The sequence below is a fragment of the Pseudomonas sp. PDM30 genome (assembly GCF_019218985.1).
Classification (GTDB): domain Bacteria; phylum Pseudomonadota; class Gammaproteobacteria; order Pseudomonadales; family Pseudomonadaceae; genus Aquipseudomonas; species Aquipseudomonas jessenii.
Window position 1 is genome coordinate 1 of sequence record NZ_JAHUWM010000017.1, and the last position, 24,971, is coordinate 24,971.

The 24,971-nt window shown below is 57.5% G+C and carries 17 protein-coding genes and 3 pseudogenes; 12 read left to right on the forward strand and 8 right to left on the reverse strand.

What is annotated here, in order from left to right:
* Window positions 1–427: 427 nt before the first annotated feature.
* Entirely contained in the window at window positions 428–1,057 is a 630-nt protein-coding gene (locus KW840_RS27175) for a response regulator transcription factor (RefSeq protein ID WP_053161157.1), read from the reverse strand.
* Window positions 1,058–1,316: 259 nt separating this feature from the next.
* Between KW840_RS27175 and hpaC the strand changes: the two genes are divergently transcribed.
* Entirely contained in the window at window positions 1,317–1,826 is a 510-nt protein-coding gene (hpaC, locus tag KW840_RS27180; protein ID WP_057715405.1) for a 4-hydroxyphenylacetate 3-monooxygenase, reductase component, read from the forward strand.
* A 475-nt stretch (window positions 1,827–2,301) separates the two neighbouring features.
* A pseudogene (locus KW840_RS27185) lies at window positions 2,302–2,597 on the forward strand (DUF6124 family protein).
* A gap of 193 nt (window positions 2,598–2,790) precedes the next feature.
* Here KW840_RS27185 and KW840_RS27190 read toward each other — a convergent pair.
* The 6 genes and pseudogenes from KW840_RS27190 to KW840_RS27210 all read right to left on the reverse strand — a co-directional run bounded on the left by KW840_RS27190 (window position 2,791) and on the right by KW840_RS27210 (window position 10,565).
* Window positions 2,791–3,807, reverse strand: coding sequence for a phosphotransferase enzyme family protein (locus KW840_RS27190; protein ID WP_218498361.1), 1,017 nt, complete (start codon window positions 3,805–3,807; stop codon window positions 2,791–2,793).
* A 9-nt stretch (window positions 3,808–3,816) separates the two neighbouring features.
* On the reverse strand, window positions 3,817–5,097 hold the full coding sequence (locus tag KW840_RS27195; RefSeq protein WP_218498362.1) for an aspartate aminotransferase family protein: 1,281 nt from the start codon (window positions 5,095–5,097) through the stop codon (window positions 3,817–3,819).
* Entirely contained in the window at window positions 5,090–6,403 is a 1,314-nt protein-coding gene (locus KW840_RS27200) for an amino acid permease (RefSeq protein ID WP_218498363.1), read from the reverse strand. Before KW840_RS27200 ends, KW840_RS27195 begins: the two co-directional genes overlap by 8 nt.
* 658 nt (window positions 6,404–7,061) lie before the next feature.
* Window positions 7,062–8,099: pseudogene (locus KW840_RS29105) on the reverse strand (methyl-accepting chemotaxis protein); the annotation flags it as partial.
* Between the two features lie 360 nt (window positions 8,100–8,459).
* Window positions 8,460–9,188: pseudogene (locus KW840_RS29110) on the reverse strand (cache domain-containing protein); the annotation flags it as partial.
* Between the two features lie 54 nt (window positions 9,189–9,242).
* Window positions 9,243–10,565: a hypothetical protein gene (locus tag KW840_RS27210; protein WP_057715399.1), complete on the reverse strand. Its 1,323-nt coding sequence runs from the start codon at window positions 10,563–10,565 to the stop codon at window positions 9,243–9,245.
* Window positions 10,566–10,846: 281 nt separating this feature from the next.
* Between KW840_RS27210 and feaR the strand changes: the two genes are divergently transcribed.
* The 7 genes from feaR to KW840_RS27245 all read left to right on the forward strand — a co-directional run bounded on the left by feaR (window position 10,847) and on the right by KW840_RS27245 (window position 19,154).
* A complete protein-coding gene (feaR, locus tag KW840_RS27215; protein WP_218498365.1) occupies window positions 10,847–11,755 on the forward strand; it encodes a transcriptional regulator FeaR in 909 nt (302 codons plus the stop codon).
* A 992-nt stretch (window positions 11,756–12,747) separates the two neighbouring features.
* Window positions 12,748–13,509: an McbB family protein gene (locus tag KW840_RS27220; protein WP_218498366.1), complete on the forward strand. Its 762-nt coding sequence runs from the start codon at window positions 12,748–12,750 to the stop codon at window positions 13,507–13,509.
* A 786-nt stretch (window positions 13,510–14,295) separates the two neighbouring features.
* A complete protein-coding gene (locus tag KW840_RS27225) occupies window positions 14,296–15,495 on the forward strand; it encodes a YcaO-like family protein (RefSeq protein ID WP_218498367.1) in 1,200 nt (399 codons plus the stop codon).
* Between the two features lie 11 nt (window positions 15,496–15,506).
* Complete coding sequence (locus tag KW840_RS27230; RefSeq protein WP_256353651.1) at window positions 15,507–16,148, forward strand: ABC transporter permease; 642 nt, start codon at window positions 15,507–15,509, stop codon at window positions 16,146–16,148.
* Between the two features lie 102 nt (window positions 16,149–16,250).
* On the forward strand, window positions 16,251–16,988 hold the full coding sequence (locus KW840_RS27235) for an ATP-binding cassette domain-containing protein (RefSeq protein ID WP_218498368.1): 738 nt from the start codon (window positions 16,251–16,253) through the stop codon (window positions 16,986–16,988).
* 237 nt (window positions 16,989–17,225) lie between these two features.
* Entirely contained in the window at window positions 17,226–17,615 is a 390-nt protein-coding gene (locus KW840_RS27240; protein WP_218498369.1) for a cytochrome c family protein, read from the forward strand.
* Window positions 17,616–17,663: 48 nt separating this feature from the next.
* The gene (locus tag KW840_RS27245) at window positions 17,664–19,154 is read left to right on the forward strand and encodes an aldehyde dehydrogenase family protein (protein ID WP_218498370.1); all 1,491 of its coding nucleotides are present in this window, start codon (window positions 17,664–17,666) and stop codon (window positions 19,152–19,154) included.
* 106 nt (window positions 19,155–19,260) lie between these two features.
* Here the strand turns inward: KW840_RS27245 and KW840_RS27250 are convergent, their stop codons facing one another.
* A complete protein-coding gene (locus KW840_RS27250; RefSeq protein ID WP_218498371.1) occupies window positions 19,261–21,663 on the reverse strand; it encodes a DUF3772 domain-containing protein in 2,403 nt (800 codons plus the stop codon).
* Between the two features lie 330 nt (window positions 21,664–21,993).
* Here KW840_RS27250 and KW840_RS27255 point away from each other — a divergent pair, with 330 nt between their 5' ends.
* Genes KW840_RS27255 through KW840_RS27265 form a run of 3 tightly spaced genes read left to right on the forward strand, consistent with a single transcriptional unit; the run spans window position 21,994 to window position 24,967 of the window.
* Window positions 21,994–22,959 (forward strand): tripartite tricarboxylate transporter substrate binding protein, encoded by a 966-nt coding sequence (locus KW840_RS27255; protein WP_057715393.1) that lies wholly within the window; start codon window positions 21,994–21,996, stop codon window positions 22,957–22,959.
* A gap of 1 nt (window position 22,960) precedes the next feature.
* Window positions 22,961–23,443, forward strand: a complete 483-nt coding sequence (locus KW840_RS27260) for a tripartite tricarboxylate transporter TctB family protein (RefSeq protein ID WP_218498372.1) — start codon at window positions 22,961–22,963, stop codon at window positions 23,441–23,443.
* A gap of 15 nt (window positions 23,444–23,458) precedes the next feature.
* Window positions 23,459–24,967, forward strand: coding sequence for a tripartite tricarboxylate transporter permease (locus tag KW840_RS27265; protein WP_218498373.1), 1,509 nt, complete (start codon window positions 23,459–23,461; stop codon window positions 24,965–24,967).
* Window positions 24,968–24,971 lie beyond the last annotated feature (4 nt).

Here is a 24,971-nt window from a genome sequence, read left to right on the forward strand (position 1 = left end):
CTGGCAGCATGCAGCTTGAACTCGCGTGTATAGACCTTTCTTTCGTTCATGGAACCTCCAAGTTGGCGAAATCATATCGCCCTTAAGAGGTGTCCGGAATTATTAGGCCAGTTCAGCTTGCTCGCGAAAGCGGTATGTCAGTCGCCAGCGATGTTGGATGTGCCGGCCCCATCGCGAGCAAGCTCGCTCCCACAGTGGATCTGCGGTGAACACAAAGTCTGTGTACGACCGGGATCAACCTGTGGGAGCGAGCTTGCTCGCGAAAGCGGTATGTCAGTCGCCAGCGATGTTGGATGTGCCGGCCCCATCGCGAGCAAGCTCGCTCCCACAGTGGATCTTCAGTGAACACGAAGTTTGTGTACGACAGAGATCAACCTGTGGGAGCGAGCTTGCTCGCGATGGCGGCCTCATGACCGCTGCAAATCACTCAGTGCCGCACCGGCTCATCCACCGGTAAATGCAGCACCTCGCGCACCAGCATGGCAATGCTGGACACACCCATCTTTTCCTTGATCTTGGTGCGGTGCACATCAACGGTCTTCACGCTGATGTTCAGCTCCCGGGCAATCACCTTGCTGGCCTTGCCATCGATCACCAGCATCAACACTTCCCGCTCACGGCTGGTCAGCAGTGCCAGTTTGCCTTGCAGGTTCTGACGCTGCTGCTGATCGGCCTGGGCGTGTACGGCGGTCTTCAGCGCGGCCTGGATGCGGTCGATCATCTGCTGCGGGTTGTAGGGCTTCTCGACGAAATCCAGCGCGCCGTTCTTCATCGCCGTGACCGACATCGGAATATCGCCATGGGCCGAGACGAAAATGGTTGGCAGGGTGCTGCCGCGCTGGTTGAGGATTTCCTGCAACTGGAAACCGCTGGTCTCCGGCATGCGCACGTCGAGCACCAGGCAGGCGGGCTGCTTGGGGTCGTACTGGCTGAGGAACTCTTCGGCGCCGGCAAAGCACTGCGCCTGCACGCTCACCGACTCCAGCAACCAGGCCAGTGAGGTTCGCAGGTCCTTGTCGTCGTCAACGATATAAACAATCGGTTTACGGATTTCCATCGGGGCTGCCACGAAAGTTTTCTAATTATTGTTTTCGCACGCGAACGCGCGGCACGCATCGGCTCATCGTTCTGGAGCCTGTATGCAGAATACCCACTGTGGCCGGCCCTTGCGATAAAGAAACCACCTAGTCGACTAGCGGAAACCCAACCCTGCCATGGGGATCGTCAGAATGGTTGCGGCGCGCCCGCAGCCTTAGTCTTGTTCCATCACCTACGGGCCGCCAGATAGCGGTCCTCCTGAAGGAAGGGGCATCGACATGGCCGACCTGAGCCAGCAGCAAATCGACTTTCGCAACGCCATGGCGCAGCTGCCTGCCGCGGTGAACATCATCACCACCAACGGCCCCGGCGGTCGTTGCGGCATCACCGCCAGCGCCGTGTGCTCGGTGACCGACTCGCCACCCACCGTGCTGGTGTGCGTCAACCGCAACAGCGCCACCCACGACGTGTTCCGCACCAACGGCCATCTGTGCGTCAACGTGCTGTGTGGCGAGCAGGAAGAACTGGCCCGTCATTTCGCCGGCATGACCCAGGTGCCGATGGCCGAGCGTTTTGCCTGGGATCTGTGGGACGACGGCGCCGCCGATGTGCCGGTGCTGCGCGATGCCCTGGTGCAGCTCGAAGGGCGGATCAGCGAGTGCAAGGAAGTGGGGTCGCATTCGGTGATGTTCGTGGAACTGACGAAGGTGGGCGTGCGCGAGCCACGCGACAGCCTGGTGTATTTTAACCGGTTGTTTCATCGCGTTGAGCATGCCAGCGCGGCTTGATTGAGACCGCGTTATCGTTCTTCGCGAGCAAGCTCGCTCCCACAGGAATCTGTAGTGAACACAAAGTTTGTGTACGACTGAGATCAACTGTGGGAGCGAGCTTGCTCGCGATGGCGGTGCCAGTTTGGAATGCATGTTTAACGGCTGTAGGAGTAACTTCCTGCAAGCCACAACGCCTTGCGTCATTGCCTACAGCTAAGCCAGAATCCGCCGGCTTGTGCGCCCTGGAGGCCATCGGTAACTTGGTCCGCGTCACTGATTCCCAGTGATCGGGATTAGCAGCCCGTGGTATTTGAAGGTCGTACGAGTGTCCGTCAGGCAGGTATTCCATACCTGCATTTGATGGTGGCTGTGCGTAGGGCGTCCTTGGGCGCGCCGGCTTTCTTCTTTTCCCCGGTCTGCTAACCTGCGTACAGCCGCCACCCCCCTCGTTTAGCAGCGACGGCGTGGCTGCATCACAACGGAAAAGAACATCATGTTCAAGGTTACGCCTGATCCACCAGACAACGATTCCTGCCCCAACCCGGCCGCTCACATCATGGCCAGCCCGCACAAACCCTCCACACTCTTCACCATCAACCCCGACATCAACACCGAAACCCTGCTGGCCCACGCCTGCGAATCGCTGGCCTCGGCGAGTGTCATGGCCAATGACCTGCGGGTTTTCTGGAAGGCACGCACCGCAACACCCTGCTGGGCATCGCGCAAGTCATCATGCTGGGGGAGTTGGCGGTGAATCGGGCGCTGGATCAGGTCGATCGGCCCGGTTAACCACTAAACACTGTGGGAGCGAGCTTGCTCGCGATAGCGGAGTATCTGTCAGCAATGATGCTGGATGTGATGACCCCATCGCGAGCAAGCTCGCTCCCACAGTGGATCGTCGTCGAACACAAGTTCTGAGTTCACTGAAATCCAGTGTGGGAGCGACGGTGCGGCGATCCGACCTGCTCGCGATTTCGATGTATCAGGCCTGCAAATACTCCCGAGCCAACAAGCAAGCCCGCTCAATCAGCATCGGCGCCATTTCAATCGCTGTCGGCGTGCCCTGGCGGGTGTGAACCCAGCCCAGGTACGTGGTGCCACGCAGCATCAGGAACAACGCCAGTGTCTTGCGATCCGCCTCGGTCAGCGGCTTGACCGCGTTGTAGCCGTCGAGCAGCGCCGTCTTGATCTGATCAAAGCGCGGGTCATCCAGGCAGAAGTACAAGGCAGTGGCCAACTCGAACATGTGCCAGCCGAACCCGGCATCGTCGAAGTCGATCAGGCGCAGTTGCGGGCCCTCGATCAGCAGGTTCTCAGGCACCAGATCCGCGTGAATCATGCCGAAGTTGCCCAGGTGCCGACCGTACTGGCGCAAGTCCTTGCGCGCCGTACGCCGGGCCTGTTGCAGCAGATCCCGTTGCTCGTCGCTGAGCTGCTCCAGCTCCCAGAAACGCCCCCAGAACGGATTGGCGCCGATCAGGCCTTCTTCATCCCAGGCATGCCGGACAAACTCGTCCGGTTGCTGCCAATCCGCCGAATGCAGGTGGATACGCGCGGCAATGGCGCCGGCTTCACTGAACAGAAAATCGATTTCGGTATCGGCCTGCACCCCGTTCTCCGAGGTGCCGGTGGTCGCGCCGGGCAGCCAGGCGAGCATGTCGATGTGGCGCGGCTCGCCGATGGCCTGATGGGTGACTTCGACTAGGTGACATTGATTTTGCGCCGGGATGATTTGCGGCACGGTAATGCCGGCGTCGGCCAGCGCTTCCATCCATTGCAGCTCGGAGCGCAGTGCGGCCTCGCAGTGATAACCATTGCGATGGATGCGCAGGGCGACGCGCTGACCGTCGTGGCGGCGGGCCGAGAACACTGCGTTCTCGCGAAACTTCACCAGTTCAATGTCGGCGAATTCGCCTTCCCACTGTTGCAGGGCATGGCGCGCCAGTTCGTGCAGACGGGTGACTTGCTGGTCATGGGGCAGGGTGTGGAATTCAGTCATGGCAGGGCCTCAAATCGCGCTCAGGGCGCTGTCCAGTGTGTCGACGAACAAGTCAGCGTGGTCGCGGCTGAATACCAGCGGCGGGCGCAGCTTGAGAATGTTGTCGCCAGCGCCGATCTTGCTGATCAGCACGCCGTTCTCGCGCATGTCGTTGACCACCTTGCGCGCCTCCAGTCCTGCCGGTTCCTTGCTGGCGTGGTCACGTACCAGCTCCATGGCGAAGAACAGACCCTTGCCGCGCACGTCGCCGATGATCGAGTGCTTGCCGGCCAACACCTGCAGGCGTTGTTGCACATAGGCACCGACGTTTTGTGCGTTTTTCAGCAGTTGCTGTTCTTCGATCACATCCAGCACCGCCATGCCAACCGCTGCCGCGACCGGCGAGCCGCCGAAGGTGTTGAAGTACATGGCGTGGCGACCGAAGGATTCGACCAGCGCCTTGTGGGTGATCAACCCGGCCAGTGGATAGCCGTTACCCATCGGTTTACCAAGGGTGACGATATCCGGCACCACGCCGTGGGCCTGATGGCCCCACAGGTGATCGCCGGTACGACCGAAACCGGACTGCACTTCATCGGCGATGAACAATCCGCCTGCTGCACGGATCAGCGCTGCCGCCTTGTTGACGAAGCTGGCCGGTACCCGTGGCAGCCCTTCGTTGGCGAACAGGGTGTCGATCAGCAGCGCGGCGGGGCGAATGCCCTGGGCTTGCATCGAGGCAATCGCCGCCGCGATGTTGGCCGCGTACTGCTCGGCCAGTTGCGCTTCGGTGGTGCCGGCCGGTGCGTGGTACAGGCACGGAATCGGCACGGCGCGCGCATGGGCGGCGAAGGGTTCCGGCGAGGGCAGGGCGGTGGTGACTTCGGCCAGCGATGCCGAGTTGCCGTGGTAGTTGTAGTCGCTGACGATGATGCCGGTGCCGCCACTGGCGAACCGCGCCAGGCGCAGCGCCAGTTCATTGGCCTCGCTGCCGGTGCAGGTGAACATGGCGGTGTCCAGCGGCGCGGCGAAGGTCGCGGTCAGGCGCTCGGCGTAGCGCACCACGTGTTCATCCAGGTAGCGGGTGTGGATGTTCAGCGTGGTGGCTTGACGCTGCATGGCCTCGGTCACATGGGGGTTACAGTGACCGACGCAGGGCACGTTGTTGTAGACGTCGAGGTAGCGGCGACCGTCGACGTCGAACAGCCAGACGCCTTCGCCACGCACCAGGTGCAAGGGCTTGTCGTAGAACAGCGGCGAGGCGCTGCCGAGCACGCGATGGCGGCGTTGCAAAAGAGTGTCTTCAGGCATGGTCTGGAACCTCGATGACGGTGGCGCGACGGTTGCGCAACAGGTAATTGAAAATGCACAGGGTGAAGGTCACCGCCAGGGCGATCAGCATCAGCATGTCGAGCTGGAAGCAGGCGGCGATCACCACCAGCGTCAGGGCCAGACCGAGCCAGGCAACCAGTTTGCCGCCGACCAGGGTGAACGGCCGTGGCAGGTCCGGTTGGTTGCGTTTGATGTGCAGGTACGCGCCGAAAATGAACAGGTAGCAAACGTTGAGCAGCAACACGACCGCGAGCATCACCGTGGCCGGGTCCACTTCGGACAGCGGCAGGCCGATGGCACCGATCAGCAGCAGCGCCGGGTAGGGCGTGCCGCGCTTGCCGGTCTTGCCCAGCCATTGCGGGAACAAGCCGTCGCGGGCCATGGCGAACAGTTGCCGGGACGCGGCGTACACCAGTGAAAAGAAGGTCGCGATCAGGCCGAACACCGCGCCGCAGCCAATCACCCTGGCCAGCCATGAACCTTCACCGAAGGCGCTGTTGCTGGACATCGCGGCATACAGCGGATCACCTGCCGAACCGACGAGCTCGACACCACCGGCACCCGGTGCGCATACCAGCACCACCAGCGCGGTCACCAGCAACGTGCCAATGGCCGCCAGAATGCCGCGGGGCATGGTGCGACCGGGATTGTGCGCCTCCTCGGCGGCCGAGCCGGTTTGCTCAACGGTGATGAACAGCCAGATGGCGAATGGCACGCAGGCGAAGATACCGCCAAGGCTGACCGGTGTTGCGACGCTGGCGGGCAACTTCAGCAAATTGGCCAACTCGACATGGGGCGCCATGGCCACGCCAAACGTGAGCAGGGCGACGACGGCGATCACGCCGGCAATGAACGTCAGGCCCATGGCTTCGCCGACACCCCGCATGTGGATGCCGATGATCACGGCGAACAGGGCGATCTTCACCGGCCAGCCACCGAGGCCGAAAATCGATTCGGTATAGGCGCAGATAAAGGTCGCGGCTGCACCGGTGCCGATGGTCAAAGCCAGGGCACAGGCCACGCCAACGAGGTAACCCACGAACGGCCCGAACGCACTTTGCGCATAGACGAATACACCGCCAGCACTGGGCAGCGCGGTGGACATTTCCGCCACGCACAACGCCAGGCCGCCGCAGAGCAGGGCCATCAACAACGTAGCGATCAGCATGTTCAGCCAGCCACCGGCCGCCAGCCCGAAGTTCCAGCCGGAAAACTGCCCGGCCACCACCAACGCAATTCCGAGGCCGGCAATCTTTGGCCAGCCCAGCGCACTTTTCTTGAGCACAGAAATCTCCCACGACCCGAGGGTCGATTTATTGTTGTTAGTGAGAAATGGAGGGGTTCAGCGTTGCTTTGCAGGGCGCCCTGGAGCGGGTTGTGCCCCGAGGTCGGGTTCGATACTACGCCCGGGGGGCGCGGCGACATGTTTGCGCGCATGCCATGTGGTTGGTTGTGGGTGCCAGATTTGTGCGGGCTTGCCTTGATCTCTGTGGGAGCGAGCTTGCTCGCGATGGTGGAATGTCAGTCAACGATGGTGCTGGATGTGGTGGCCTCATCGCGAGCAAGCTCGCTCCCACAAGGGATCTGCGGTGTACACGGATTTTGTGTGCGGCAGAAATTCAAATGTGGGAGCGAGCTTGCTCGCGATGGCGGAGTGTCAGTCAACGATGATGCTGGATGTGGTGGCCTCATCGCGAGCAAGCTCGCTCCCACAAGGATCTCGGGTGACCACAAAGTTTGTGTATGGCAAAAATCCAGTGTGGGAGCGAGCTTGCTCGCGATGGCGGAGTGTCAGTCAACGATGGTGTTGGATGTGGTGGCCTCATCGCGAGCAAGCTCGCTCCCACAAGGGATCTGCGGTGTACACGGTTTTTGTGTGCGACAGAAATCCAATTGTGGGAGCGAGCTTGCTCGCGATGGCGGCATATCAGGCAACCAAAATCTCAGATCCGAAAACTCCCCACCAACTGATTCAACCGCCCGGCCTGCTGCTCCAGCTCGGTACAAGCCCTCAATGTCGATTGCAAATTCTCCACGCCTTGCCGGTTCAGGGTGTTGATCTGGGTGATATCGACATTCAGGGCCTCGACCACCGCGGTCTGTTCTTCGGTGGCGGCGGCGACGGACTGGTTGACGTTGTCGATCTCGCCGATGCGCTGGGTCACGCTGCCCAGGCGGGAGCCGGCGAGGTTGGCGATGGTGACGCTTTCTTCGCTGTGGCGCTGGCTCACGGTCATAGTGGTGACCGATTCCCGCGCGCCCACTTGCAGCTCTTCGATCATCTGCTGGATCTCCAGCGCCGAGGCCTGGGTGCGTCCGGCCAAGCTGCGCACTTCGTCCGCCACCACCGCAAACCCACGACCCGCTTCACCCGCCCGCGCCGCTTCAATCGCTGCGTTGAGCGCCAGCAGGTTGGTCTGTTGGGAGATGCCCTTGATCACCTCGAGGATCTGTCCGATGTTCACGGTCTTGTCGTTGAGCACTTCGATGTTGGCGCACGATGCACTGATCTTGCCGGACAGTTCGTTCATCACCTCGATCGTGCGCTGCACCACCTGGCGTCCATCCTCGGCTTGCTGCCGTGCGGACGAAGCCTGTTGCGAGGCATCGGAGGCGTTATGGGCGATCTCCTGCGCGGCCGCGCCCAACTGGTTGATTGCCGCCGCCACGCTGTTGGTGCGGGTGGATTGATCGTCGAAATTGCTCATCGACGAGTTTGAAGCATCCAGTACCCGCCGAGCGCCTTCGTTCACCCCCAACGCCGCCGATGACACCTCGCGGATCGAATGGTGGATGCGCTCGACAAAGCGGTTGAAGGCGGTCGCCAGTTGGCCGATTTCATCTCGCGATTGCACTTGCAGGCGACGGGTCAGGTCGCCGTCGCCCAGGGAAATATCCTCCATGACCCGGGTCAGCGCTTGCAGTGGCCGGGTGATGCGTTGCGCGGTGTACCAGATCAACAACAGGCCGAGCAGGGCCGAGCCGCCACCGAGCAGCAGTTCAAGCGCAGTGCTTTGCACGCCCTGGGCATCGAGTTCTTTCTGCAACGTAGTGACCGGTGCCAGCAACACGTTCTGCGGCACGCCGACCAACACGCCCCATGGCGCGGCACCGGCAATCGGTGAGAGCGGTTCAAGCACCTTGATTTGCCGGGCGTCGACAAACACTTTGGGCTGGCCCTGACGCAGGCTGTCCATCACATCGGCATTGTCCATCGGCTGACCGAGGCGACCGACGTCCTGGCTGTTGGCAGAAATCACCCCTCGGGGGCTGACGATGCTGATCTCGCCGTTGCCATCGAACAGTTCACGGGCGCTGGTTTCGCTGTTCTGCTGCAGGGCGGCGAGGTTGATGTCCAGTCCCACCACGGCGATGACCTTGCCGTTTTCCAGCAACGGGAAGGCAACGCTGGTCACCAGTTTGCGGCTTCCGGAGGCTTCATCGAAGTAGGGTTCCAGCACACAGGCCTGGCGAGTGTCGCGGGCGCAGGTATAGAAGGCGTTGTACGGCGCGCCGCTCGGCCCCGGCTCGGTGTTGGCGAGCAGGCTTTCGTCGCCGATCACCGCTTGCAGTTCGCCGGGTTTGCTCTGCACCCAATAGAGCGCAAAGCGCCCGGTTTCATTACTGCCAAGTTCCGCCTGGTTGGCGAAACCGGCGTCGGTGCCATCGAGTGCACCGGGTTCGAAAATGACATAAAGCCCGAGCAGGTCGGGCTTGTCGATCAAGGCTTGGTGAAGCTGGGTGCTGAGTTCCTGGCGCAGTTGCGGGCGAGTCAGGCTGCCCTGATGTTGCAACTGTCGCAGGTACAACAAGTAGCGCGATAACCCCTGGCCATATTCGTGGGTCTGCATGAAGGTGCGTTGCACTTGCATCGCCTGTACTTTGCCCAGGGCCTGCATGTGTTCCCTGGCCGCATTGGCGAGCATGTCGCCGCTGGCCTCGGCCACTTGCCGGCTGCTCTTGTGGGTCTGATAGAGCGACAAACCCATCAACAAGCCGACGACCAACAGCAGGCAGAGACCGGCGAGCAGGGCGATCTTGCTCTGGATCGTCAGGAATGTTCTGTGCATTGGAAATACCTTTTTCCACGCGGGCAATGGCGTGGCCACTGCCCGCGGCCGAGATTAGAAGCCGGTGGCGAACACCACCTGGGCGTAGACGTTCTTGTCGTTGTTACCCAGTTGGGTACCACCGTCTTCGGCGCTCTTGTCCGGTTGGTAGATGCCCACCAGTGGCATCACGGTCAGGTGGTCGTTGACGTGCCATTCGGCGTACAGGTCGACTTCGTGGCCATCGGTGTTGCCCAGGTTGCGGTCGATGGTGTCGAAGTTGAAGTACATCGCGCCGACGGTGAGGTTCTCCAGTGGCGAAACTTTCAGCGTGACGTTCTGGATGCGCGAGTTGCTGTTGAACGGCCCGGCGTAGTTGCCCGCCACTTCACCCTGGAACCAAGTGCCGTAGCCACGGCTGAAACCGTAGAACAGGGTGTCGTAGCCTTCCGAGAAGCGGCTGTAGCGGTAGCTGGCGCTAGGCGTCCAGACCGCGTCGGAGAAGGTCCAGCCGGCTTCCAGGTACCAGGCGTCTTCGCTGGAGGTGTTGGGTTTGTCCTGCTTGGCGTATTCACCGGACAGGAACAGGTCTTTCACCCCGGCGTTGCCCGCCGCACGCAGGCTGTAGGTCTTCATGCCGTCGCGTTCGAGCTGGATCGGCGAGGCGTACTGTTCATCGATATCGGTGGTCTTGATGAAGGTCAGGCCGACCGTGCCGGCCTCGGCCACGTGCTCCAGGGTGCCGACGTACATTTCGGTCTTGGCCTGGGCGCGGTTGTCGGATTTGAGCCACATCAGGTCGCTACGCCAGCCTTCCTTGCCACCCAGACGCAATACGGCGGTTTCGTCGAAGGCCTTGCGTGCCGCCAGGTAGTAGGCGCCGCCGCGGTTGAATTCGCCGTCGGCCAGGCCTTTGCCCATGTTCAACGCGTCGCCGTCGATCAGGAAACCGTCACCGACCACAATGTTCTGACGACCGAAGGACAGGTCGACGCCGTCACTGCCCAGCGCGCCGAACAGATCGGCCGAGCGCCAGCCGAGGTAGGCGTCTTCGAACTTGGTGGTGCGTTCCGAACCATCGGAGAAGCCGGCGGCATCGCCATCGCCCCAGGTGCCGGAGCTGAGCATGTTCGCCGCGCCGTACGCGGTGCCCACACCGCCCAGGCCTTGATCGAAGCTCAAGCCGTATTTGATGTAGCCCTCGCGCCACGACGAGCTGCCTTCATTCAGGCGACCGGACAGGGCGTAGTTTTCCTGACTGTGGAAAATGCCGAACACGGCTTCGAGGGTAGCGTTCAGATGGCTGTCGTCATCGGCGTAGAGTTCATAGGCACCGGCATTGCCGGCACTGATCATCAGCGCGAGCGTCGAGAGACGAAGCAAGGGGGACTTGAGCATGGTGTGGCATCCGTTCTTGTTCTTGAGCGCAGGTTTGCGGTCTGTCCGGATACTAAGGCGCGGCTATTGTTTGCCCTTTTCCCTGTTTGCCAATTAGTTGGTTGTGCATGCCAGATTGCATGGCGCGTTGCCACGACGCCGGTTCCTGGTGCACGAGACCAGGCGCTGCGCAGTAATCGCGCACGGATCGGCATGACCACCGCGGTATTTCTCGGTGGCGAGCGACAGGAACGAAAAGTGCAGGGCGCCTCGCAGCGACTAATGCGATGGATGAGGCTGCGATGAGCAATGCACCACAGGTCGAGCGCTTTGATCAATGGCTCGACAAGGTCAATCAGGTCTGCGGGCGCTTTGGTGCCAATGTGTTGGGGGCGAAGTTTGCGGGCTATATCGATGAGTACCGCAGCGGTGAGCTCAAGATGAGTTTTGTCGACGTGGCCCAGGCCCGACTGTTCCGCACCCAGCATGAGATCGATCAGGGCGAAGGCTCGCATTTCTACGCGGCGTTCCAGCTGGCCGGCGAAGCCGTGATGGAGCAGCAGGGCAGTTGCATCACCCTGTTGCCGGGGGATATCACGCTGATCGACTCCACGCGTCCGAGCAACTTTGTGTACCGCAACAACGCCCGTCAGTTGTCATTGATACTGCCCCGGGAGCTGGTCGAACAGCACCTGCGTTACACCACGGTCAAACCCGCGCAGCGCATTCCGGCTTCGGCGCCGATGGCGGGGTTGGCCAAGCGCCTGATCCTCGGTTCAACGGAGCAAGGCCTCAATCACGCGGAAAGCGAAGCGACGCTGGACGCGGTGATCAGCCTGCTGCGCCCGGCGATGGGGGCGAGCGAGTTGGACGACTCACCCCAGGCTCGCACCTTCCGCAAGGCCTTGCGCGTTATCGATGAACACATTGGTGACGAGGCGCTGTGCCCCGAATGGCTGGCGGCCGAGGTGGGCGTCTCCGTGCGCGGCCTGTACCGGCTGTTTTCCCGACACGGCCTGGTGGTCGCGCAATACATGAAAAACCGCCGCCTGGACCTTTGCGCCGAACAACTGCGCCATGCGCGGGGTGAGGGCAAATTGTGTGCGCTGGGCTACGAATGGGGCTTTAACGATTCGAGCTATTTTTCCACGGCGTTCAAGGCGCGCTTTGGTGTTTCGTCGGGTGAGTATCGCAAGCGCTACATGAATTGAGCGTGACCATTTCCCGGTAGGAGCTGCCGCAGGCTGCGATCTTTTGATCTTGCTTTCAAAAAATAAGCTCAAATGATCGTCCGAACGCGGCTCGAGCCTACGGTAGCTCCGCATCGCTTGAAGCTCTGTAGGCGGGTGCGTTCCTTTTCCTACTGCACGGACTGAGCAGTGCATCCCCAAACACCACTGCCAACAACGTAGCGGACACCATCGTCGCCAGTTAGAAGCTCACCACAGAACGGCATACGATCATCAAGGTTACCGTTCGTCGTATTTTTTTAAAATTTAAAATCAAACTTCAAAAAATATCCTTTGAAAAAGAAAGACATTTCTTACTCTGTCCTACAGATCTCTGAGTTCAGTGTCTTTCGGCTTGTTTCAGTTTTGAGTCAACTTTGGTTTTGGCTTTTAAGTACTTATAGATATCTGCCAGTGTGATGCCATTTTTTAAACAGAGAGTGAACGAAAAACGATCCGGAAATCTCGCACGAATTTTCCTTGGATGTTGAGTGAAAATTCCTACGCACAAAAAAATGGCCTCTTGCGTCAAGTTCTGGAAGTTACTAAATATAGAAGGGTCACTAACTTTGGTGGCGTTTTCTCTAATAGCGAGTAAACAATGATGAACAGCGAAAACTTTGGAGACGTTCTTTATCTTGGCGATGAGTTTGAATACGGCTCATGCCCACACATGGCTGGAGGGTCTGGCGGTCAAGGCGGATGTGGAGGTAGCGGCGGATGTGGGGGTGGCGGCGGTTGTAGTGGCGGGAGCGGCGGAAGCGGTGGGAGTGGAGGGAACGCAGTAACTCCTCAGGTATCGTCAGACAACGACTGACAATTCATCAAGTATGGCTTTTCTGGTGTTAGCCAGAAAAGCCATATAAAGGAACTGGATGATGTTAAATATACAAAGCTACGAAATACTTAATTTTCACTCTGATAATTTAGTAGTTTCAAGGAAAGGTGTTTCGAAGATCAGTTCGCCATCTTAGGTGGCGGCTCTGACTAAGTTAAAAAGTTATAAGAATATTTCAAAGGCTGAGTTTTTGGAGATGTTGTCGGAGCATGGCTTAAATCCAGAAGCCGCCTATGATTTTTTAGAAAAAGCGCTCTCAATTAAAGAAGACCCTGGTGAGATTTACTTTGAGAAAACAATTGTGGCCCATGACTGGGACAAAACCACCGACCTAGAGGCATTGTTAAGAAGTGAGATCGATACCCCGTTAGAAATAAGTGATATCTCAGACTCGCTTAAGGACATTGTTTTAAGTAAGAAATGCTACATCGTAATCGCTTGCATGAATTATGATTATGATTTTACAAAGAAAATATACTTCGATGTTGTAAATGCTGCGCCGGACAGTGCGATCAGTGTTTGTTATCGCTCGGGTAATTCGTTCTGTATCAGTCAGCCGTACTTGCCGAAAGTCGGAAATCCATGTCATTTTTGCAGCATAGACAGGCTGATAAACTATGAGGAATATCATAGTGGCAGGAATACTTGGTCAAGGCTGCTTAATTTTTGCAAAAATAAGCATATAGCCGTTCCTACCGATTCGCTAAATATCCTGCAGCGATCATTGGTTGTTGGGGCGATTGCAAAGAAAATAAAGCTGCTAACGAAACCTGGTAGTGAATATCGTTATCAGGATAATGTACTTCAAGACTCCTATGTTGATTTTAATGGTAACTTCGTGAGGGATGTCTCGGCCTCTCATTGGTATATGTGCGACTGTTTGAGGGTGCAGGGATGAAGTATATACCCCATGACTATTATCTGAAGTTCATGAGTTCAACTGTTCATGCGGAAACCTTGGACTTTCACGTAAAGGGGAATTATACGATCCATGATGCATTCAAGCATGCAACTCGTCTTCATAATGTCAGCAATGAGCAGCTTACTCAGTTAACCGGGAACGAACTGCGGCTTTACCCGGATCTAAATTTGGAATTCCCTGTTCGCTCTGAATTGAATTTGGATTCGGATGTTTGTCGTGATGAATCATGTGAAACCTTCTCCAGCACAAATATAGTTTTTTCGAAGCTAGAAAAGCTTATGTCTCCTGTGCTTTCCCCAAGAAAAAATAGTTATAAGCGTGGATATCCAAGCGGTGGTGCATTATATCCAGTTGAGATGTTTATTTGTTCTCTGATGGATGATGAGGAAAGTTGGCCATGTTCTGAAAAGATCTTGCATTTACTACCGCGGTCGAGGAGGTTTGAAGTAATGCAGGGTACACAAAATATCGATGATTTTAAGAGGGCAATTTTGTCATCTCCAGGCAGTATTGGCACACCTCGTATAGCGATAGTTTATGCCGTCTACATACCTAAAACACTATTTAAGTACAGATATCGAGGGTACAGACTTGCGCTTATGGAGGTTGGATCAATTTACATGCTGATCGAATTGCAAGCCAAAAAGCTTGGATTGCGATGCAGGTTGTGGTCCGCGTACACAGACACGATGCTGTGTAAGGCAATAGGTCTTAATCCAACTCTTTTCTTTCCTATGTGTGTGCACTTCATTGGTGAGCAATGTGATTCTATATAATTCTAGTCACTACTCAACGTTACCTGGTGCATTGATTTGTCAGCCAGCCTGCTTACTGTCTCTTCCGTCTTCTGTTGAAGTAGAAGACCCTTGGTTAAACGGAGGATCTGGAATAGGGAACGGTTCCTCCTCTATAAAAGCGGCGCTAGGTGAGTACTTTGAAAGACGGCATTTCTATATGGAGGTTAAGCCCGACGTAGTAGGGGGTATCACTCATACATTGTCGAGATTTGAAGCTGGGAAGTTTATTTATGCTTTTTCTCAAACTAATGAGAGTAATTTGACATCCGCGCAGCTTGCCAAACATTCATATAATTTGACGGAGGTGTTGCGTGTATCGGATTTTTCTTGCTGTCACATACCTACCGCATGTGTTTCTCTTAACTATAATAAAATTGAAAGTGAAAATTCAATATATCCGCTGCGAGATACATGCGGTTGCAGTTTTCACTACCGATTTGAGGATGCAGCTTTTGGGTCGATAAAGGAATATTTGGAAAGGCAGTTTCTAGCAAGATTTTGGCTCACAAAGGAATGCACTCAGCTGGTTCTTGAAACTGACATCAAAATAGCCCTGAGTGAAGGTCGCGCTCAAACGTTATACGACGCACTATGCAAGTCAGGTGAGATTACGGTTATCGATATAACAGATTATGATTACCCAGGTGTATGTTTGTTGGCTGTTTACGGTCAAAAGGATAATAAGCGTCACGTTAGGTATTGCGCCGGAATGTCGTATGCGGAAACGCTAAGCAGCGCACTTGAGAAATCAATCTATGAGCTGTGGCAAACCTACAGATTCATTGATTTGTTTCGAGCTACTGAGGGTGACGTCGAAGAGGTTAAAGATTCATATTTGAAGTATTTTTTAAGCTGTAACATCTATGGAACATACAAGGAGATAACTTCGGTAAATTTCCGTGGTTCCGACACATCAGAGTCTTCGCTTGAGTTTAACTTGTCTGGACTTTTGGCTGCGCTCAAGTCTCAGCGGATTGATGGTTATCTCTACGTTAATTCTCTTGTGATGCAGAGCGGCTTGTATTTTTTCTGTAAGTTTGTTTCTCCCGATTTATTTTTGCATATGAATAACTCTAGGGGGATAAATTTCCGCAATAAATACTCTGAGAGATTTATGGGGCAGATATTTTCTGAACGGAAGAAAATTATGGTTCCATTTCCATGAAAGGGTGACTCATGACAGCTTTTACAATATCAAGATCTTTCGAGCTTACGTGGTTGTTTGTGAAGGAACAGCTAAAAGAACCTGTTGCGCTTTTTTGGATTATTGTTTCGCCGGTAGCGACCTATTATTTGCTGGCATACTCCAGAGGAGAGCTTTCTCCTTCGGGTATGAGCTATTTAGAAAGCACTTCTTGGTTTCATGCTTATATTTCTTCAAGTGTCGCTTTTTTTGGCTTCTCCTTTTACATCGTAGGTAGAAGGGAAAGTGGATTCATTAGATCGTTTGTATATACATCCGAAGCCAAGCTGATATTTATGTTGGCGCAGTTTTTTGCTTGCTCACTTATTTCTTCGATTTACTGTGCCGCTTTCTATGTGTTGACATGTTTTTCTTTTGGAGGCTTTGATGTGGCTGAGTTTTTATTGGTTTTTTCTCGGTTTTATATCTGCTATGTATTGTTTTGTGTGCCTGGAGTTCTGTTGAGCTTGTTGCCTGTTAGTTTTCAGAATGCCAATACAATTTTCTCCGTGACGTCATTTGGAATGCTTGTGTTGGGTGTTCTAAGTGTTCGCGATTTGCATCCTGTATTGGATATTATCAAAAGGTTTAATCCTTTGTATATTGCAAATCAAATAATGATTGGGGGGGGTTGAAAGGCACCCGGTTTTGATATTGGGGGTTTTCTTTTCTTTTATTACTGTATTTTTGTTGTCCTTGCGATTTTTGCGCATAAATCCAGTGTGGAGTCGGTATTGATGGGTATTATAAAAGCTAGTTCGCTTTGTTTTGAGTATTCTGAAAAAACAATATTCAATGACGCATCTATCAGTGTGATTCCAGGCTCTATTACCGGTCTGCTGGGTCCAAACGGCTCTGGAAAGACTACGTTTTTCGATATTGTATGCGGCTTGAAAAAGGCGAAAGAAGGGCAGCTTGTCAATAGGTTTGTCAGGCAGCTTTATTTATCACAGACGATCATGACGCCCCCCGTGCTGCGTATGTTCGATATCTTTAAAATGACTACATTACTTTGCTCTCCGATCCGAATGTCGCAAGAGCATGCTTTGAAAAAGCTCGCTGTCTGGAGCCCGGAAATAATTGAGCGATATAAGGAAATCTGGAGCAAAAAGTCTTCTGTTTGCAGCTATGGCGAAAAGCGTTGGTTCTTTACTCTATCATTGCTGGCTGTAGAGGCGGATCTGGTGATACTGGATGAACCCACCGCTGGAGTTGATCCTGAGTTCAGACACTACATTTGGAAGTGTTTGCGTGGAGCTGCTGCTGAGGGAACGGCAATTCTAGTGTCTTCACATAACATCGAGGAGGTTGTGAGCAACTGTGACAACTTTTATATGATCAGCATGCGACGGTTTGTACCGTTCAGCTCCGGTAAAGAGTTCTTGGACTCTTACGGTGCAAGCACTCTGGATGAAGCTTTTATCCGCGCGGCGGCTGCACCCGTGTTCACGGCGCCTTCTACTCAAAAAAAATAACGAGGTCACCGCCTTCTCAGCTCAGCTAAAACGAGCTCCTGATGTCGCATACCTGCACGTGCTGTTTCTAATACGCAATCTGGCACAACCGCCAACACAACTGGCACGCAGGGCAAAACCTGCGTGCCGGCGACCACCGACAATCCCTACCAACCTGCCGAAGCACCGTTGCCTCGGCATTTTTAGTGTTGGCGTTCGCCTGCTGGCGGGCGCGTGGATTTTCAAGGTCGTTTTCCTATGTTCACTTCGCTGCGTTTGCCCGTGATCGGTTTGCTGTCTTTCACCCTGGTTCAGGCGGTGTCCGCCGCCGAGTGCGCCCCGGACACGCGCCGTGGTGCCGAAGTGTTTGCCACTGAGTGCAGCGTCTGCCACGCGGTGACCAAGGGCACGACCGGCATGATGGGGCCGAACCTGTTCGGTGTGTATGGGCGCAAGTCCGGCTCGCTGGTGGGTTTCAGCTACTCCCAGGCCATGCGCGACAAAGACGTCGACTGGCAGGCCGAGAACATCACGCAATTGATCACCCAGCCCCAGGCTTTCGTGCCGGGCACCTACATGCCCTACATGGGCCTCGCTTCCGCCGACGACCGCCAGGCGGTCGCGTGCTTCCTCAAAGAACAACACTGATCAGGCCGGATTTGCGCCTGAACACATCGTCTGAATGAAAGGTGAATTATGAGCAACGTTGAAATCCTGCCCCAGGTTGCTGCATTCCTCGAACGTCGTCACGGCTGCTTCATTGACGGCCAGTGGGTGCTTGCCGAGGGCGACAGCATCCCCGTGGTCAATCCGGCCACCGGGCAAACCCTGTGCGAAACCCTGGATGCGCCGCTGGAACTCGTCGAGCGTGCGGTGCAGTCGTCCCACAAGGCTTTCAAATCTGGCGTGTGGTCGAGCCTGCGCCCGGCGGACCGTGAACGCATCCTGCTGAACTTCACCCGCCTGGTCGAAGAACACGCCGAAGAACTGGCTCAGTTGGAAACCCTGAGCCAGGGCAAGTCGATCAACATGGCCCGCGCCCTGGACCTCAACGCCACGGTGGAGTTCATGCGCTACATGTCCGGTTGGGCGACCAAGATCGAAGGCCAGACCTTCGACGTGTCGATCCCGTTGCCACCCGGTGCGAAGTTCACCGCGTTCACCAAGCGTGAGCCGGTGGGCGTGGTGGTCGGCATCGTGCCGTGGAACTTCCCGCTGTTGATCGCCGCCTGGAAGCTGATGCCAGCCCTGGCCACCGGTTGCACGGTGATCATCAAGCCGGCGATGGAAACCCCGCTGACCGCCATGCGCCTGGCTGAACTGGCGCTGGAAGCCGGCATCCCGGCTGGCGTATTCAACGTGGTTACCGGTGGCGGCGCCTCCGTTGGCGGCGTGCTGACCCAGCATCCTTTGGTGAGCAAAGTGTCGTTCACCGGTTCCACCGCCGTGGGCAAGAGTGTCGGCGTGGCGTGCATGGAGAACATGACGCGCTTCTCCCTGGAACTGGGCGGCAAGAACCCGATGATCGTGCTCGCCGATGCCGACATCGAAAAAGCCGTGCAAGGCGCGATCCTCGGCGGCTTGCTGAACAATGGCCAGGTCTGCGCCGCGGCCTCGCGCTTCTACGTGCACCGTTCGATCCACGACCAATTCGTCGAAGCCCTGGCCGCCGCCGTTTCTTCGATGCCGATTGGCGCTGGCATGAATTGCGACGCGGCAATCAACCCGCTGGTATCGCGCAAGCAACAACAAAGCGTGCTCAAGCACATCGAACTGGCCCGCCAGCAAGGTGCGCGGGTGGTGACTGGCGGCGAGTTGCTGGAGGGTGATGGTTTCTTCGTGCAGCCAACCATTCTGGCGGACATCGACCACAGCATGGCCGTGGCCCGCGAAGAAGTGTTCGGCCCGGTTCTGGGCGTGATGCCGTTCGACGACGAAGACGCCGTGATCGAACTGGCCAACGACAACCGCTACGGCCTGGCGGCCAGCCTGTGGACCAATGACCTGGGCAAAGCGATGAACCTGGTGCCTCGCATCGAAGCCGGTACGGTCTGGGTCAACGCCCACGTGCTGCTCGACCCGGCGATGCCGTTCGGTGGCGTCAAGCAATCGGGCATGGGCCGTGAGTTCGGTCGTGCGGTGATCGAGGCTTACACCGAGCTCAAGTCGGTGTGCATCGCACATTGATCAACCTGTAGGAGCGAGCTTGCTCGCGAAAAACGTCAAGATAATGCGGTCTGTCAGTTAGTTCGCGTTATCGTTGGCGACCATCGCGAGCAGGCTCGCCCCCACATCACGCTGCAGGCGGTTTCGCCAGTTCAATCCCGGCGGCCCCCAACCGCTTGAGAATTTCAAACAGCAGCTGGCTCTTGATCGCGCCGACCGTGCGTGGGCTGCCGACATAGCCGGTGATGGTCAATGTGATTCCTTCGGGTTTCAGCTGACTGAAGCGCAAAAACGGCGCTGGTTTATCCAGAATGGATTCATGCTCGGTGTAGGTGTCCATCAGCAGGTTTTGCACCAGCTCCGGATCGATATCCAACGGGAACATCAGCTCGAGTATCACCACGCCCTGGGCGCTGCCGCCGAGGGTGACGTTGCGCAGGTTCTGCGAAATCAGGTGGGAGTTGGGCACGATCATGATCGAGCGGTCGGCCAGTTGTATTTCCGTGGCCCGTACGTTGATCCGGCGGATGTCGCCTTCGACGCCGCTGATGCTGATCAGGTCGCCGACTTTCACCGGGCGCTCGGTCAGCAGGATCAGGCCGGAGATGAAGTTCTTCACGATCTCCTGAAGGCCAAAGCCGATACCCACCGACAAGGCACTGACAATCCAGGCCAGGTTGGTCCACTTGATCCCCAGCGACGCCAGCGTGAGCAGGACGACGGACACGTAGCCGATGTTGGCGAACAGGGTGCTCAGCGAGGCGCACATGCCCGGGTCCATCTCGGTTTTCGGCAGGAATTCGCGATCCAGCCAGCGGCGCAGGGTACGAATCAGGTAGACACCGATCATCAGTGTCAGGAGGGCATGCATCAAATTGTCCGGGACGATGTTCAGCTTGCGCAGCCCTTCACCGCCGAGTACGGCCACAGTGCCGGTGAACAGTTGCCCGAGTGTCGTACCGATCCCGCCGACAAACAGCGCAATGAGGCCAATCAGTATCAGGATGGCGCGGCCGGCCCCGGATAGCACGGTGCAGATCTGTTCCAGGCGCGGATTGCCGATGCCCAGCAGCTGTTTGATGGTCTTGCCGGTGGGTTGCCGGGGCGAAAAAACGTAGTCGCAGGTGTCCTGATAGACCTGTGTGAGCAGGTAGAAACCGGCGCAGATGATGAATATCCAGACCATTTCATAGGTGATGAACCGGGCCATCGTCACGTAGCCGATCAACAGGGCGAACAGGGACACCACCACGGCAGCGCCCGTGAACGTGTAAATCAGGCCGGCGAAGGTGGTGACGCCTTCGGGGGCTTCTCCGGCAACGATCAGGTCTCTGCGCGTCTTGCTGACGCGCAACAGCAGCGCACCGATCACCAGTGCCGCGACCAATGCCACGATGCCCCGACCGAACAACACCACTTCGGCGCTCATGCCAGTGACATTGCTCATCTGCACCAGGGTCACCAGCACCAGCAGCAGGCTGGCCAGCAACCTCGGATAGGGCTCCATCGCCAGCGCCACCGGATCGGCAATATCGGGCAGGCGCCAGGAAGGATGTTTGGTGGACAACAGTGCGCGGCTCAATCCGGTGATCAGTACGCAGGTATAGGCCAGCTTTTCCAGATATTGCGCCAGGTCGGCCAGCAGGGGGGGGTAGGGCAGTTGCCGGGTCCCGGCAAAATGCAGCAGTTGCAGGGCGATGCCAGCGGTCAGCACCGTCGCCATCACCGACGCCAGCGCAAGGGAGCTGCGTCGCAGCCGACCTGCAGGCATTCGATGAAAGCACAGCCACGCCAGAACCCGGCCGGCGAGGTTTCGACCCACGGTCCATATGAGCAGGGCCAGGATCAACAGGATGGCCGTGATCCCGCGTTGTCCGGGTTGCCAGGCGGCCCGGTGCGTGGCCTCGAGTTGCTCGATGAGGACGCTGAAACGTTGGCGGTCCTCGATCGGAAGAGCGAACAATGGCGACCAGAATCTCGGGCTCAGGATACTGCTGGTCTGCTGAGTCACTTCCGCTTCCAGCAAGCTGCGCCGAATGCTGGCAATCTGGGTGATCAGCTCGGCGGCACTTATTTTAAGCGCGGCCAGGGTTTTGAGTTGGCTGTCGATCTTGTTTTTTTGCTCGCCGAGGGCGTCTCGTTGGGTAGTAATTGCAGATGTCACCTGTGCGTTCTCGTCAAGCGGCACGGGCCCCAGCACGTTCAGTTGCGCCTGCAATTGCGCCTGGCCAGGCAGCAGCGATGTGGACAGGCGTTCAATCTCCTGAATCAGTACTTGCACCTGGTCCTGTGAGCTTTCCAGCTGGGTGTAATTGCTGGCCTGGGAAACCTGCTGCTTGAGGCTGTTGAGCTGGTTTTGCACCCCCAGCAATTCGCTGTCGGAGATGCTGATGATCGGGGCTGCGGGGGCGGGGGCGGGGGCGGGGGCAAGAGCAGGCGCGTCGGCCATATCCCCCGCCAACAGCCATCCCGGGCTTGCCACCAGAACCGCGAAGGCGACGTAAATCATTGACTTCAAGACATTGCGCATCGGCGAGCTCGACGGATTGTTGGTCACTTAGCCAATGAGGTTAGGCTCTGGACATTGTTTTGTCGCAATGGAACCCGAGAACCTGTGGGAGCGAGCTTGCTCGCGATGGCGGTGTGTCAGACACCGAAAATGTCGACTGACACTCCGTCATCGCGAGCAAGCTCGCTCCCACAGGGGGCTCCTACAAGGGGGGCGGCGCCTTTGGCGGGTGGTTTCAGCAAAACAAGTCAACCCATGAATCCATGGCCTAAGCTTGTTTGCAGGCCCCGGTCCATCGCACACCTCGATGGGCAAGCGGCACCGATAAAAACAATGCAATCAGGAGATCCCATGTCCGCCTTGATCCGTCGCTTCAGTCGCTGCATGGCCGCCGGTTTGACCGCTGCCGTGCTGGTCGCACCAGCCTTCGCGTTGGATACCGTGAAATTCATGGCCCCGGGTTCGGTGGGCGGTGGTTACGACCAGACCGCCCGGGTGCTGGGCAAGGCCATGGTCGAGGCCAATACGGCCAAGTCCGCGACCTTCGAGAACAAGGGCGGGGCGGGCGGGACCCTGGGGCTGGCGCAATTTGCCAACAGCACCAAGGGTGACCCGAACGCATTGCTGGTGGTCGGCGCGATCATGGTCGCGGGGATCGAACAGAACAAACCGCAGATCAGCCTTAAGGATGTGACGCCCATAGCCCGGCTGTTCACCGAGTACAACGTGATTGCCGTGCGCAAGGATTCGCCATACAAGACCCTCGATGACCTGATCAAGGACTTCAAGGAAAAGCCCACCGGCGTCACCTTTGGCGGTGGTTCCAAGGGGTCGATCGACCACATCGGCATCGCCGAGCTGGCTGGCAAACTGGATGTCCCGGTCAACAAGGTCAATTACATCGCCACCGGCGGCGGGGGTGAAATCGTGGCCCAGACCCTGGGCGGCCAGATCAAGGTACTCACCGGGGGCTACGCCGAACTGGGTCAATACATCAAGAACGGCCAGATCCGGGTGCTGGCCATCGGTGCGCCCGAGCGTGTCCCGGGGATCGATGCGCCGACCCTCAAGGAAAGCGGCTACGACGTGATCATCGGCAATTGGCGCGGTGTCTACGGTGCTGCGAACCTCACAGCCGAGCAGCGTAAAGAAGTGACCGACGCGGTCGTGACCGCCAGCAAAAGCAAAGTCTGGCAAGACAACATTAAAACCAATGCCTGGACCGAGAGCGTGTTGACCGGTGATGACTTCGGCAAGTTCGTCGACGAAGAGCACGTGCGTCTGCGGGCGATGCTGGTCAAGGTCGGGCTGCTTTGAGATGGCCGGGTCACGCGCAATCGTACCGACGCAATTGGCGATCGGCCTTGGACTGATCACCCTTAGCGCCTTGCTGGCCGTGGGGGCCAACCGCTTTCCAGCCGAGATGGGCTTCGTGATTCTGCCGGCTTACGTCTATCCCTGGATCGTCGCCGGCTTTCTCGGCGTGGTGGGCCTGTTGCTGAGTTATCAGGCGCTCACCGGCGGTTTTCGCGAACTGGACAGCGGCAATGGTGCGATCCCTGGCGGTAGATCCGGAGCCGCCTGGGTTACTGGAGGGTTGGTGGGGGTGGCCCTGCTGATCAACCTGATCGGGTTCGTGCTGGCTGCCGGGTTGCTGTTCGCCTGTTCGGCGCGGGGTTTTGGCAGCCGTCATCCCGTGCGGGACCTGGCCATCGGCATTGCCTTGACCTTGCCGATCTATTGGCTGTTCAACGCCGGGCTGGGGGTTTCCCTGCCGTCGCTGATCAACATTTGGCTTTGAAAGGAGATCGACACCGTGGACATTCTTTCAAGCCTGGCGATGGGGTTTTCCTCGGCACTGACGCCGATCAATCTGATGTGGGGGTTCATCGGCTGCCTGCTCGGCACCGCCATCGGCGTATTGCCGGGGATCGGTCCGGCGCTGACGGTGGCCCTGCTGTTGCCGATCACCGCCAAGGTCGACCCCACCGGCGCCTTGATCATGTTCGCCGGTATCTATTACGGCGCACAGTTCGGTGGCTCGACCACCTCGATCCTGCTCAACACACCCGGTGAATCGTCCTCCATGGTCACGGCCCTGGAAGGCAACCTGATGGCGCGCAACGGCCGGGCGGGACCTGCGCTGGCAACGGCGGCGATAGGCTCGTTCGTCGCCGGCACCATCGCCACCGTTTTGCTGACCCTGTTCGCACCCGTCGTGGCCAGGCTGGCCCTGAATTTTGGGCCGACCGAATATTTCGCGATCCTGGTGCTGTCGTTCACCACCGTGTCGGCAGTGCTCGGCGCTTCGATGCTGCGCGGGTTCGCTTCGCTCGGCGTCGGGCTGACCATCGGTTTGATCGGCCTGGACTCGACCTCGGGCATTGCCCGCTACACCCTCGGCGTGCCCGAACTGGTGGACGGCATCGAAGTGGTGCTGGTGGCGGTCGGCTTGTTCGCGGTGGGCGAGGCCTTGTACAGCCTGCTCTATCAAGGGGAATCAAACGAAGGGCGGCATCGCCTGACCTCGTTGTGGATGACCCGCGCGGACTGGAAACGCTCGGTGCCCGCGTGGCTTCGGGGCACGCTGATCGGTTTCCCGTTTGGTTCGATTCCGGCCGGTGGTGCCGAGATTCCAACCTTTTTGTCCTATTCCGCCGAGCGCAAGCTCAGCAAGTACCCCAAGGAGTTTTCCGCCAACAAGGGCGAGGGCGCCATCGAAGGCGTCGCCGGCCCGGAAGCGGCCAACAACGCCAGCGCGACCGGGTCTTTGGTGCCGTTGCTGACCTTGGGCATCCCGACGTCCGCTACCGCTGCGATCCTGCTGGCGGCGTTCCAGAACTACAACCTGCAACCGGGGCCGATGCTGTTCGAAACCTCCGCCGACCTGGTCTGGACATTGGTGGCGTCGCTGTATATCGGTAACGTTATCCTGCTGGTGTTGAACCTGCCGCTGGTGGGGCTGTGGGTCAAACTGCTGCAAATCCCCCGGCCATACCTGAATGCCGGCATCCTGGTATTCGCCACCATTGGCGTGTACGGCATGCGCCACTCATCCTTCGACCTGATACTGATGTTGGCGATCGGCTGGGGCGGGGTGTTGATGCGGCGTTTCGACTTCCCCGTCGCCCCCGTGATCGTCGGCATGCTGCTGGGGCCGATGGCCGAGAAACAACTGCGTAACGCCTTGTCCATCAGCCAGGGCGACTGGACGGTGTTCGTCACGCAACCGATCTCGGCATTCTTCCTCGCCCTGACGCTGCTGGTGCTGCTGGTGCCCTATGTGTTGCATAAACGCGGCATCAAGTTGCATGAGGATGATTGAGTCC